The sequence below is a fragment of the Pseudomonas kitaguniensis genome, assembly GCF_049199985.1.
Lineage (GTDB): Bacteria > Pseudomonadota > Gammaproteobacteria > Pseudomonadales > Pseudomonadaceae > Aquipseudomonas > Aquipseudomonas kitaguniensis.
In genome coordinates this window covers 60,233-72,596 of the sequence record NZ_JBLZPT010000020.1, presented here as the reverse complement: position 1 = coordinate 72,596, position 12,364 = coordinate 60,233, and the positions used below count along the sequence as shown (strand labels likewise).

Annotated in this window: 14 protein-coding genes; 9 read left to right on the top strand and 5 right to left on the bottom strand. The window is 59.5% G+C overall.

Annotation, left to right across the window (positions count from 1 at the left end; genetic code table 11):
* Positions 1–16: 16 nt before the first annotated feature.
* The gene (locus tag ACOZK9_RS21255; protein WP_058411255.1) at positions 17–286 is read right to left on the bottom strand and encodes a PepSY domain-containing protein; all 270 of its coding nucleotides are present in this window, start codon (positions 284–286) and stop codon (positions 17–19) included.
* 152 nt (positions 287–438) lie between these two features.
* Between ACOZK9_RS21255 and ACOZK9_RS21250 the strand changes: the two genes are divergently transcribed.
* The 7 genes from ACOZK9_RS21250 (at position 439) to ACOZK9_RS21220 (ending at position 6,457) form a co-directional block, all read left to right on the top strand.
* Entirely contained in the window at positions 439–1,434 is a 996-nt protein-coding gene (locus ACOZK9_RS21250) for a FecR family protein (protein ID WP_058411256.1), read from the top strand.
* Positions 1,435–1,800: 366 nt separating this feature from the next.
* Entirely contained in the window at positions 1,801–2,253 is a 453-nt protein-coding gene (locus tag ACOZK9_RS21245; protein ID WP_421556500.1) for a hypothetical protein, read from the top strand.
* 1 nt (position 2,254) lies between these two features.
* Entirely contained in the window at positions 2,255–2,818 is a 564-nt protein-coding gene (locus ACOZK9_RS21240) for an adhesin (RefSeq protein ID WP_421556499.1), read from the top strand.
* Positions 2,819–2,886: 68 nt separating this feature from the next.
* Positions 2,887–3,567 (top strand): hypothetical protein, encoded by a 681-nt coding sequence (locus ACOZK9_RS21235; RefSeq protein WP_058411259.1) that lies wholly within the window; start codon positions 2,887–2,889, stop codon positions 3,565–3,567.
* A 62-nt stretch (positions 3,568–3,629) separates the two neighbouring features.
* Complete coding sequence (locus tag ACOZK9_RS21230) at positions 3,630–4,307, top strand: C39 family peptidase (RefSeq protein WP_152747105.1); 678 nt, start codon at positions 3,630–3,632, stop codon at positions 4,305–4,307.
* 37 nt (positions 4,308–4,344) lie between these two features.
* Positions 4,345–5,094, top strand: a complete 750-nt coding sequence (locus ACOZK9_RS21225) for a hypothetical protein (protein WP_421556498.1) — start codon at positions 4,345–4,347, stop codon at positions 5,092–5,094.
* Positions 5,095–5,146: 52 nt separating this feature from the next.
* The gene (locus ACOZK9_RS21220; RefSeq protein ID WP_421556497.1) at positions 5,147–6,457 is read left to right on the top strand and encodes a hypothetical protein; all 1,311 of its coding nucleotides are present in this window, start codon (positions 5,147–5,149) and stop codon (positions 6,455–6,457) included.
* Between the two features lie 63 nt (positions 6,458–6,520).
* Here the strand turns inward: ACOZK9_RS21220 and ACOZK9_RS21215 are convergent, their stop codons facing one another.
* Entirely contained in the window at positions 6,521–7,846 is a 1,326-nt protein-coding gene (locus ACOZK9_RS21215) for a sigma-54 dependent transcriptional regulator (protein ID WP_421556496.1), read from the bottom strand.
* A 344-nt stretch (positions 7,847–8,190) separates the two neighbouring features.
* Here ACOZK9_RS21215 and ACOZK9_RS21210 point away from each other — a divergent pair, with 344 nt between their 5' ends.
* Complete coding sequence (locus tag ACOZK9_RS21210; RefSeq protein WP_058411264.1) at positions 8,191–8,451, top strand: hypothetical protein; 261 nt, start codon at positions 8,191–8,193, stop codon at positions 8,449–8,451.
* Positions 8,452–8,542: 91 nt separating this feature from the next.
* On the opposite strand, the gene ACOZK9_RS21205 is transcribed toward ACOZK9_RS21210, so the two are convergent.
* From ACOZK9_RS21205 to gnd, 3 genes are read right to left on the bottom strand one after another with little or no spacing between them, the layout of a single operon-like run.
* Positions 8,543–9,367, bottom strand: a complete 825-nt coding sequence (locus ACOZK9_RS21205) for an HAD family hydrolase (protein ID WP_421556495.1) — start codon at positions 9,365–9,367, stop codon at positions 8,543–8,545.
* Positions 9,364–10,887 carry a glucose-6-phosphate dehydrogenase gene (gene zwf / locus ACOZK9_RS21200; RefSeq protein ID WP_058411266.1) on the bottom strand — a complete coding sequence of 508 codons (1,524 nt, stop codon included), beginning with the start codon at positions 10,885–10,887 and terminating at the stop codon, positions 9,364–9,366. Before zwf ends, ACOZK9_RS21205 begins: the two co-directional genes overlap by 4 nt.
* The gene (gene gnd, locus ACOZK9_RS21195; protein ID WP_421556494.1) at positions 10,884–11,867 is read right to left on the bottom strand and encodes a phosphogluconate dehydrogenase (NAD(+)-dependent, decarboxylating); all 984 of its coding nucleotides are present in this window, start codon (positions 11,865–11,867) and stop codon (positions 10,884–10,886) included. Before gnd ends, zwf begins: the two co-directional genes overlap by 4 nt.
* A 283-nt stretch (positions 11,868–12,150) precedes the next feature.
* On the opposite strand from gnd, the gene ACOZK9_RS21190 reads away from it, so the two are divergent.
* Positions 12,151–12,312 carry a DUF6026 family protein gene (locus ACOZK9_RS21190; protein WP_421556493.1) on the top strand — a complete coding sequence of 54 codons (162 nt, stop codon included), beginning with the start codon at positions 12,151–12,153 and terminating at the stop codon, positions 12,310–12,312.
* Positions 12,313–12,364 lie beyond the last annotated feature (52 nt).

The window sequence follows — 12,364 nt, the reverse complement described above, 5'->3', positions numbered from 1 at the left end:
GCCCCCGGAGCCGCGGTCAGTCTTTCTGGTCACGCAGGACGTTGCCGGAGGCGCCGTCGATACGTGCTTCATAGACGGTGCCATCGGACTTGCGGCCTTTGACTTCCCAATAGCCATCGTTGTCTGCTTCGGCCGCGTAGACCTCGATGTACCCAGCCTTGGTCTTGGCGACTTCAATGGCCTTCTCGATGGTGATCCAGCCAGCGCCAGGCTTATCGGCCAGGGCTGCGCCGGCACTCAGCAGAGCAGTGGTTGCACACAGGGCAGCTAAGGTCTTCTTCAGCATGTTCGTTCTCCATTGTGGGAATGACGGACGCGTGTCCTCGATTTTCTGAGGCTTTCAAACGAGAATAAGTTCCAATTGATGGGCAATCGCCATGATGGCTGTTCTCGCCGTCCGCCTCGGGAGGTTAGAATGAGCGAAATCAGGATGAGCCAATGCGCGACAAGCCCCTTTCAGAAGCCGAATATGACGCCATCACCGACGCCGCCGCGCATTGGTGCATGCGCCTGCATGCCAGCGATTGCACGGCAGGCGAGCGTCAGGCGTTTGCGCAGTGGCACGATGCGCATCCGCTGCACGCTTTTGAATACGCGGCCATGCTCGAAGTCTGGGACGTGGCCGACCACCTGCCGCGCAGGGCGCCTGTAACGCCGGTGGTGCAGCTGGCGCCGCGCAGGCGGGTGCATCGCTATGCGGTGGCCGCCGCGATTTGCCTCGCCGCGTTGCCACTGGCCGCCTTTACCGGCTGGCAGGCCGGCTGGCTGCCCAGTTCGTATGAGCACTTTGAAGCCAATGATGGCCTGCGCAAGGTCACCCTCGGCGATGGCAGCCAAGTCGAATTGAACCTGGGCACTGAGCTTGTCTACCGCCATTACAAAGACCAGCGCCGGGTCACGCTGAACAAGGGCGAAGCGTTTTTCAAGGTCACCCATGACAGCAATCATCCGTTTATCGTGCGGGCGGGCGAAGGGCAGGTTCGGGTCACGGGTACACAGTTCAACGTCTGGAAGTACGAAGATCAGGTGCGGGTGATGTTGCTTGAAGGCTCGGTGCAGGTCTCAAGTGACGCGCTGCACGCCAGTGTGCCGCTCAGCCCTGGCATGCAAGCCAGTTATCACCCGGGTGATGCAGCGCCACACGTGGCTGCGATCAACCCCAATGACGCAGCCCTTGCGTGGCGTCAGGGCAAGCTGGTGCTCGACAACCTGGCCCTGGCCGATGCGTTGCCGCTGATCAACCGCTACCTGAGCAAACCGGTGCTGCTGGCAGACGCGAGTACCGGGACGATTCGCATCGGCGGCATCTACAACATCAATGAGGTCAACAACCTCATCCCCTCCCTGCCCAAGGTTTTGCCGGTCTACCTGACCCAGAACCAGGACGGCAACCCCGTACTCAATTCCATCCCGCGTAAAGCACCCAAAGGCTGACCGAGCTGTTAGCCGCCTCCGTTTCAGGAGGCCGGGGACAGTTCGGCCGCCATTTTGCACCGCAGTGTCCACTTCTGTTACACCGCGCTGCCCTGCATCGCCCGTGCCGCACAGGGCCACGGGTTTCTGCGGTTGAGTGTTACAGCGCTGATACAGCTGAACCCAATCTGCGCAGCATTGTCCGCGCTGACGGCCAGCAGTTTGACCAGACGGGGGAGTGTCTCGCTGACGTTACAACAGTGCCACTACTTTGTCTTAAATCAACTTCAAACCATTGAATAATAAAGATAAATAAAAAGCGGCACGGCTTCTGCTCTAGTCCTTACAGCGCTGCTCAGGGTCAGCGCGCCCATAAGGAACGTTGCCGTGGACACACACAATCCAAGCCTACCAAGCCTCTTGCTGATCAGCGCTGTACTGAGTGCAAGCGTGAGCCTTCCCGTGCTCGCCGGCGACGGTGTGATTGTGATTGAACGCCAGGTCCAGCCCTACGCGATGGGCCGTTCACGCGGCATCGACCCCTACCCCACTGCCGTAAGTGCCAACCCGTCGGCACAGATCATGCGCGCCGCCAACAGCGAACTCAGCGACAACGACATCGCGGGTATCAGCAGCGGCGCAAGTATCACCCGCAGTATTTTGCCGGGCGGCAACCTCCCGGGCCTGGGCAATACCGGCAGCGGCGCAGGCCTTGGCGCCGGCAGTGCGGCCGGGCACGGCAGCGGCAGTGGCAGCGGTATTTCCGGCACGATTAACGGCGCGCTCTCCAGCGGCATTGCGCCCCTCAATAACCTTGGCGGCATGGCCGGGGGGCGATGAGATGAAGCGTTCCTGGATGTTGATTGCTGCGCTCGGTTGCACAACCGCAATGGCCGACAGCAATAACAACGCAGGGATCGACAACAGCGGCACGCAGTACAACGGCGTTGCCTTGATCAACCAGGCCGCTGGCGACCAGCAACAACTGAGCAACAACCTCGCCATTACGGTGGGCCGCAACGCCGCGTCGAACCTCACCGTCACGCAAACAATCAGCGGCGCGGCGGCCGACCGCTCGCTCAACGCGAAGGCCGCAATCCAGGGCAACGCGTTCAGTCATGGCAATGGCGCACTGAGTGTCAACCAGTCTGCCGGCGCCCAAAACCAGATGATCAATGCCGTGCGAATCAGCGTCAGCGCTGGCCCGCAAAGCATCGACGACAGCGTCATGTCGCAACAGAACGTTGCGCTTGCAACCGACTCAGGGTTGACCTCTACCACTGGCAGCCGCCAGGTCGCGACCAGCGACCAGGCCTTCACCGGCAGCCGTGGGGTGGTGCAGGTCAACCAGAGCGCAGGGGTGGGGAACCAGGTGGCTAACACCCTGAACTTACGACTCAACTGATCAAGCTGAGTCTACGGCTACACCGTATCAACACACTTAACCACTCATTAGAAGCAAGGGGATACACCATGAAAACGACAATGGCTCTTAAACCACTGGCTTTCGCTCTGGCTGCACTGATGGCTGTTGCTGCTCAAGCGAGCGGCCCCACCACCACGTCTAACGCGACCGCGAATGACGGCCAAAACAACCACGGCAACGTGGTGCTCAATGACAAAACCGAAAACAGCGCGTCGGTTAACAACTCGCTCAACAACTACAGCGGCGTGGTCGGCAACAACACCCTCAGTGGCGATAACAATCAGGGCAAAAACGACGTTGCAATTACCTCTGGCGATGCCGATTTCGTGTTTGCCACGGTTAACTCCAAGCAATCGTCCGGCGGCAACCTGGTGATCAGCAGCGCCAGCAAAAACAATGCTTCGGTCAACGACAGTGGCAACAACGGCTCGGGCATCATTCAGTCGACCGTCGCCTCGGGTACGTCCAACCAAGGCAGCAACAGCACTGTCATCAACTCGGGCAACGGCAAAGCCGGCAGCGCCACCGTCAATGCCGTGCAAGACGTGTCGGGTAACCTCAGCGTCAACCTCAGCAGCGGCAACGCCTATTACGGCCAAAGCAAAGCCGTGGCAAACAGCGCCAGCGTGAACAACTCGTTCAACCACGCTTCGGGTGTAGTGGGTACCAACACCCTGTCGGGTGGCAACAACCAAGCTCAAAACAACGTAGCAATCACACGCTTCTGATGCAGATCGGGCCTTGGCAACAAGGCCCTTTTTATTTCCAGTGTCCAACAGGCCATTCGATCATGCGGCGCGTTACCTGCCTCCTTCTGCTAGCACTCACCGGCCCGACCTGGGCGGCGCAAATGGCTGTGGTCATGCCCAACGGTGCGGTGATCTACAAGAAAGTCGAGAGCCTGCGCGAGCGCAAGTTTGCCAACCTGGTGGAACAGAAAACCGATTTCAGCTGTGGCGCCGCCGCGCTGGCGACCCTCCTGCGCCAAGCCTATTGGATGGACGTGGATGAAGACCACGTGATCAAGGGCATGCTGGTCAACGCTGACCAAGAGCTGGTGCGCACGCAGGGTTTTTCGATGCTCGACATGAAGCGCTACCTGGAAAGCATCCAGATGCGCGCCAAGGGCTACCGCATTGAACCGCACGTGCTGGTGACCCTGAAAGTGCCGGTTGTGGTGCTGCTGGACATTCGCGGCTACAAGCATTTTGTGGTGTTGCAGCGTGCCGACAACGACTGGGTGTATATCGGCGACCCCGTGCTGGGCAACAAGCGTTATACCAGGGACGATTTCGTCAAGGGTTGGAACGGCATCGTGTTTGCCGTCATCGGCGAGGGCTACGACAAGGCCAATGCCCTGCTCACACCGCCTGCACCGCTGACCGCCAAGGGCCAGTTGAACGCATTCAGCCCGGTGCGTGACAGCGAATTGATGGACTTCGGGTTTATCCAGAGCGACTTCTTCTAGCAGCGCAACAAGGGGCAGGACGCTCCAGGAGCAGACCATGAACACCCAACGCTGGCTGACGCTGATGTGCCTGGCCACCTGCGCACCGGCTTATGCCGCGGCGGCATTCAAACCGATCGAACTCAAGGACGCGGAAATGGCCGAGCTGCGCGGACGTTATGTGATGCCCGGGCGCATTATCAGCTTTGGCATTGTGATGAGCAGCACCTGGACCAACGCCGCTGGCGCCAGCATGACCGGCACCGCGAACATGCAGGTCAACGCGACCACCGTGGCGCCGCAGTTTTATGTGCAAGTCAGCGGGCACGATGGCACAGGTTCAGCCACGCAACCCGATGGCACCGGCACGGTGGTGGGTGGCGCAGGCCTCGGCACGGGCCAAGGCGTGGTGCAAAGCGTGCGCGCGGCCGGCGACGGCAACAGCGCCACCAATGGCGTCGACATCAACGTGACGCGCAATGGCCTGGCACCCGCCAACTATGTGCAGTCCGGGCAAGCGCTGGTGGCTGGCCAGCCGATTACCGGCAGCACAGCTGCCGGCCAAGTGACGGTAGCTGCGCAAAATGGCGGGCTGCAACTCGCGCTCCAGGCCAATAACAATCAGGGCAGCGTGTTGCAGCAGATCGGCGGCGGCGCCGTCAGCCAAGGCACGATTATCAAAGGCGATTTCAACGCCATTGCAAACTCGACCCAACTCAATGTGGTACTGGGCAGCAACGGTTTGAACAGCCTCACGCAGAACCTCAACCTTGAGCAACTCAAGGGCCTACGCCCTTCCGGTTACTGAACCACGTTGAGCCACCACACTTACGCATTAAAAAAATGGGACGGCTTATTTCATGCATCGATCTTTATCGTTACATGCCGCTATATGTTTAAGCACGCTCCTGCCCGCATCCGCTCTCTACGCAGCCCCGGATGCCGATATAGAAACCTTGAAACGCGAGCTGCTTGAGCTCAGACAACGCTATGACATGCAGCAAAAAGCACTCGCCGTGCTGGAGCAACGTGTACGCCAGGTAGAAGACCAACCCGCCGCACCCTCCCCTAAACGCTTGGTCAAGTCACCCGCCGACTTTCAGAAAGGCGGCAGCGCCGTGGCCGGCCATACGCCGGGGGTGGGCGCGGCAGCGGCGTCGGGCGGTGCCGCCGGCAGCAGCTCCTACGGGCAAAACCTCAAGGACGATTCGGCACCGGCACAAAGCGTGAGCAACCTCTATAACGAGGCCAGTGGCTTTTTCGGCAATGGCCGGTTCAGCCTGGAAACCGGCATCACCTATTCCCGCTACGATGCGCGCCAATTATCACTCAACGGCTTTTTGGCGCTGGACTCGATCTTCCTCGGCAATATCAACCTGGACCGGATCAAGTCCGATAGCTGGACGCTGGACCTGACCGGGCGTTACAACCTCGACAACCGCTGGCAATTCGACGTGAACGTGCCGGTGATCTACCGCGAGTCGACCTACCAGTCCGGTGGTGCCAACGGTGACTCCACCGCAACCTCCGAAGCCTCGGTCACGCGAGACCCGACCATTGGCGACGTGAACTTCGGTGTCGCTTATAAATTTCTGGATGAAAGCGCCAACCTGCCGGACGCCGTGCTGTCGGTGCGGCTCAAGGCGCCGACCGGCCAAGAGCCGTATGGCATCAAGCTGATCGAACAAGCGCAGAACAATAACCTCGCGGTGCCGGCCAGTTTGCCGACCGGTAACGGTGTGTGGTCGGTGACGCCGGGTATCTCGCTGGTGAAAACCGTCGACCCGGCGGTGCTGTTCGGCTCGCTGTCGTATACGCATAACTTCGAAGAGTCGTTCGGCGATATCAGCCCCAACGTCAACCAGAAAGTCCCCGGCAAAATCAGCCTGGGTGACAGCCTCCAGTTGGGCCTGGGGGTCGCTTTTGCGCTCAACGAGAAGATGAGCATGTCGTTTTCCGTGTCGGACCTGGTGCAGCGCAAAAGCAAGATCAAACAGAGCGGTCAGGACTGGCAATCGGTGGTTTCCAGCGACGCCAACGCTGGTTATTTCAACGTCGGCATGACGATTGCCGCCACGGATAACCTGACGATAGTGCCGAACTTGTCGATAGGCATGACCGATGACGCACCGGACTTTACCTTCAGCTTGAAATTCCCGTACTACTTCTAAGCCAGCCACACGCAAAAGCCGCGCAACGATCAATGTCGTTGCGCGGCTTTTGGTTTACCGGCGCTAGCGGATCTGGTGCTTGTGCAGCAACCGGTAGAACGTCGGCCGCGAAACCCCCAGCACACGCGCCGCGACACTTATGTTGTCGCTGTGCCGGTTGAGCACATCGCACAGCGCCTGACGCTCGGCGCAGTGCTTGTAATGTTCCAGTGTCGCCATGGGCAAGGCGATTGCGCGCGCGCCTTGCAAGCCCAGATCCGCCGCCTCGATCTGCCGCCCTTCCGCCAGCACCAGGCCACGGCGCACACGGTTGGCCAGTTCGCGCACATTGCCCGGCCATGGGTGCTGCCCCATGGCGACCAGCGCATCCTCGCTGAAACTGCGCGGGCGCCGGCCGGTTTCCTGGCTGTAGAAACGCGAAAAGTGGTTGGCCAGCAGGGCCACATCGCCATGCCGCTCACGCAGCGGCGCCGTCATCACCTGCAGCACATTCAGCCGGTAGTACAAGTCTTCGCGGAAGCTGCCCTTTTCGACCGCGGCCTCGAGGTCGACGTGGGTGGCCGCCAGCACCCGCACATCCACCGGGATCGGCTGGCTGCCGCCAACCCGTTCAATGTGTTTTTCTTGCAAAAAACGCAGCAGATTGGCTTGTAATTCCATCGGCAAATCGCCGATTTCATCCAGGAACAGCGTGCCGCCGTTCGCCGCCTCGATGCGCCCGACCTTGCGCTGATGGGCACCGGTAAACGCGCCTTTCTCGTGGCCAAACAGCTCGGACTGAATCAGGTGTTCGGGAATGGCGCCGCAGTTGATCGCAACGAACGGTTTGGCGTGCCGCTGGGATTTGCGATGCAAGGTCTTGGCGACCAGCTCTTTGCCGGTGCCACTGTCGCCGCGAATCAGTACCGGGGATTGCGTGGGCGCCAGTTTGGCGAGCAATTTGCGCAAGTCGCGGATAGAGCGGCTGTCGCCGAGCAATTCATGTTCGGGCTCGTCCACCTGCGTGTGGCCTTTGCCGCGCAGGCGCGCCATGCCGAAGGCACGCCCCAGCGTGACCTGCACACGAGACACATCAAACGGCAGCGTGTGGAAGTCAAAGAACCATTCGCAGACGAAATCGCCGACGTTGTGCAGGCGTAAAACATCTTGGCTAAGCACCGCGATCCATTCGGTGCCACTGCGGCTGATCAGCTCTTTGACCGCCTCCGGGCGTTCAAAATGAAACGGCTGCAAACGCAACAGGCCCACATCACATGAGCGGTCACCGACCGCACTGAGCGCGCAACTGTCCACCTGCCACCCGGCGGTGCGCAGGCCGGGCAACAACGCGTGACAATCATCACAGGGGTCAACCACAAGCAAGCGGCGCTGGACAGGTGTAGTAACCATGACTATTCCTTGGCGCCAATATCGTTAAAATTATTTATAAACAATGATTTGTAGTGCCTGCGGCTCACACTATCAAGATATTGACGCGGCCTATGTACCGTTTCGCTATAAGTGCGGGCAAAAAGCCACCTCCGGCGATTTTCGGGAAAAAAGTCGAGGTTGATCGACACCTCAATTGCGCCGCTAAAACAGCCGCTTAGATGACTTCAATCACGCGAGCTTAAAATTTCTTGCTCTAACATGTGACCCGTACCCCGCCATCGTGCATCAGTACAAGTAACTCGCCGTGCGGCCCGCCCAACCGACGGCACTCACTTGATTGGGCAATTAGAGAGAAGAACCACATGAACGCCCCGCTCCGCATCAACGAAGCTCTTTTGATCGCAGACCGTGCTTTCCAACCCTTTCAGTGCGTGGCCTGGCACGATGGCAACGGCGCACTCAGCCTGAGCGTCATCGACCGCACCAATACCCGTATCGGCAGCAAACAGCTGTCTTCGAGCACCTATACCGATGCAACCCAACTAGAAGATTTGTTGCTGCAGGCGCGCGCCGAACTCGACAAAGACGGCTATCAGTTGCAGTCGTGGGCAATGCCCAAGTAAATCGATGCAGCCACTTCCGATCATTGCCGTTGTGCGACAACAATGATCGTGTGCAACAACAATGATCGGAAGAATGACCGGAAGTTAGCGCTTAGTGCGCGGCCAGAATAAACCGCTCGATGGCTTGCGCAGCACCGTCCTCGACATTACTGCCGGTCACGACGCTGGCTTGACGCTTGACGGCTTCTTCAGCCTGGCCCATGGCAATCGAGAACCCGGCGACATTAAACATCGCCGGGTCATTGCCACCGTCGCCAATCGCCGCCGTGTGTTCCAACGCGACACCAAGGTGCGCAGCCAGGGTTTTCAAGGCATCGCCCTTGTTCGCTTGCATCGCGGTCACGTCCAGGTAAATCGGTTGCGAACGCGAGACATGCGCCAGCCCTTGCACCTTGGGTTGCAACTGCGCCTCCAACTCGACCAGCAATGGCGCGTTACGACTGGCCGCGACGATCTTGTCGACCCGATCCAGGTACGGCTCAAAACTCTCAACTACCTTCGGCCCGTAGCCCAGGCCAGCCGCTTCGACGGCAACCATCGGCCCCGGCGGATCACGGCGCAGCCAATCACCGTCGGCAAACAACCAGACTTCAACGTCCGGCTGCCCTGAAAACAGCGCCAGCGTCACCAGCGCCGCCTCGGCCGGCAGATGGTGCGCCAACAGCACGCTGCCATCCGGGTTGATCAACGTACCGCCGTTAAACCCTGCCACGGGCACATCGATGCCGAACGCCTCGACCATGTGCAACATGGCCTTGGGCGGGCGCCCGCTGGCCAGGCTGAAAAACACCCCGGCGGCGCGCAAGGCACGCACCGCGTCGAGGGTGCGCTGGCTTGGCAGGTGATCGGGACCTAACAGCGTGCCGTCCATGTCACTTAATACAAACTGGATGGGATGCACCGGAACGTCACTCATCCGAGGCTATGCCACGTGCGACCATCGCGGGCGAGCAAGGCATCGGCAGCGGCCGGGCCATCTTCACCGGCTTTGTAGGCCTGAATACCGTCATCCTGCTGCCAGGCATCAAGGAACGGCTGCACCGCACGCCAGCCATTTTCGATGTTGTCGGCACGTTGAAACAGGGTCTGATCGCCGGTCATACAGTCGTAGATCAAGGTTTCGTAACCCGTCGACGGCTGCATCTCGAAGAAGTCCTTGTAGTCGAAGCCCAGCTCGATATTCGCCATTTCCAGGGTCGGCCCAGGCTTTTTCGCCAGCAGGTCGAACCACATGCCTTCGTTTGGCTGGATCTGGATTTTCAGATAGGTCGGCTTGAGTTCATCCACGTCGGTATCGCGGAACTGCGCGTACGGCGCTGGCTTGAAGCAGATCACTATTTCAGTGTCGCGAATGCTCATGCGTTTGCCGGTGCGCAAGTAGAACGGCACGCCGACCCAGCGCCAGTTGTCGATCATCACCTTGAGGGCGACGAAGGTTTCAGTGCTGCTGTCAGGCGCTACATTCGCCTCTTCACGGTAACCGGGAAGCTGCTTGCCGCCAATTTCGCCAGAGGTGTATTGGCCACGTACCGAGTTGGCCCGCGCATCTTCCAACGACCAGGGGCGGATTGCACCGACCACCTTGGCCTTTTCACCGCGCACTGCGTCAGCGCCAAACGCCGCCGGCGGTTCCATGGCCACCATCGCGAGCAACTGGAACAGGTGATTGGGCACCATGTCGCGCAGCGTGCCGGTTTTTTCGAAGAAATTACCACGGGTCTCGACGCCGACGGTTTCCGCCGCCGTGATTTGCACGTGATCGATGTAATGGTTGTTCCAGAACGCTTCGAACAGCACGTTGGAGAAACGGCTGATCAGAATGTTCTGCACCGTTTCCTTGCCCAGGTAATGGTCGATGCGATAGATCTGTTTTTCGCTCATGACGTTGAGCAAGCTGGCGTTCAACGCCTCGGCGGTGGCGAGGTCCGAACCAAACGGTTTCTCGATCACGACGCGGCGGAACGCTTCATCGGTTTCATTCAGCAAACCGGCGCTGCCGAGGCGCTGCACCACTTCACTGAAGAAGCGCGGTGCGGTGGCCAGGTAGAACACCGCGTTGCCGGTACCGCTGTCGGCGATCTTTTTGCCGATGTCGGCGTAGGTGCTGTCGTCGAGAAAGTCGCCCTCGACGTAGCTGATACCTTTGGCCAACTGCGCCCACAGCGCTGGGTCGAGCGCGTCTTGGCCATTGCCCTTGACCTTGCTCGCGGCTTCGGTGCGAATAAAGTCTTCGAGTTTCTTGGCGAAGTCGGCGTCACTGATGGCGTTGTGATCCACGCCGACAATGCGCAGGCCGTCGCCCAGCAGCCCGTCGCGACGCAGGTTGTAAAGCGCAGGCATCAGCAGGCGCTTGACCAGGTCGCCATGCGCGCCGAACAGGAACAACGTGGTCGGCGGTGCGGTTTCGGCCTTGGGTTTCTTGCCGTTAGCGGTCATTTTTTGGAAGTCTCCACGTGGCCGCCAAAGCCGAAGCGCATGGCAGACAGCATTTTGTCACCGTAGGTGCTTTGCTGACGGGAACGGAAGCGTGCAAACAACGACGTCGACAGCACCGGAACCGGCACTGCCTGCTCCATGGCGGCTTCGATGGTCCAGCGGCCTTCGCCACTGTCAGCCACGGAGCCGGAGTAACCGTCGAGTTTCGGGTCGGTGGCCAAGGCGTCGGCGGTCAGGTCGAGCAACCACGACGAGACCACGCTGCCACGGCGCCAGACTTCGGCGATGTCGGCGACGTTCAGATCGAAGCGCTCGTGCTCCGGCAGGTTTTCCGAGTTTTTGGTCTTGAGAATGTCGAAGCCTTCAGCGAAAGCCTGCATCATGCCGTACTCGATGCCGTTGTGGATCATCTTCACGAAGTGCCCGGAACCCGCTGGGCCGGCGTGGATGTAACCGTGCTCGGCGCGGGTATCAGCGCTGGCGGAACGGTCCTTGGTGCGCGGGATGTTGCCCAGGCCAGGGGCCAGGCTGGCGAAGATCGGGTCGAGGCGCTGCACGGTTTCGACGTCACCACCGATCATCATGCAATAGCCACGCTCCAGGCCCCAGACGCCGCCGGACGTGCCGACGTCGACGTAGTGCAGGCCTTTTTCCGCCAGGGTTTTGGCGCGGCGGATGTCATCTTTATACATGCTGTTGCCGCCGTCGATGATCACGTCACCGTCTTCGAGCAGCTCACTCAAGGCAGTGATGGTGTCTTCGGTGGGTGCGCCGGCCGGCAGCATTACCCATACCGCGCGCGGCTTTTGCAGCCCGGCTACCAGAGCCTCAAGGTCGGCGACGCCGGTGGCGCCCTCTTCGCTCAAGCCTTTGACGAATGTTTCGTTACGGTCATATACAACGGTGGTATGCCCATTGAGCATCAGGCGCCGTGCGATGTTACCGCCCATGCGGCCTAGTCCGATAATCCCCAGTTGCATGTGCTGATGCTCCTAACTACGTAATAAATGTGTGACATAGTTTATAGCGCAATGAGGCTAATGAGGGTTAGTCCAGAGCGGATCCGTGTAGTTTCATGACAAAAAAGTCGAACGTTTCAGCAACACCCTGCAAAAAGTCACAGAGACAATCAAAAATAAAAAAGTTCCATTGACTCAAAAAAGAATTCAGAATTGCTTCGACTGTTGCCGAAAACCTCGACTAAAGCGTTTCGGCACCGCGATTTACCGGCTATTTGCGAGGTAAGCAATGAGCACAGCACCCATGACACGCCCGCCACAGACCCTTTACGTTACCGTCCGTCGCGATGAATTGCGCCAGTTGAAAGACCAGCGCGATCAGCTTCAGCAAGAGGTCCTGCGCCTGCGCTTACACCTCCAGGCCCAGCTGGATCAGCCTTCAGGCGCACACCCTGCGCTGTGCTGAAACCGGCACCTGAGCACTTTGTAAGATAACCCACACAAAAATCTCACAAAGT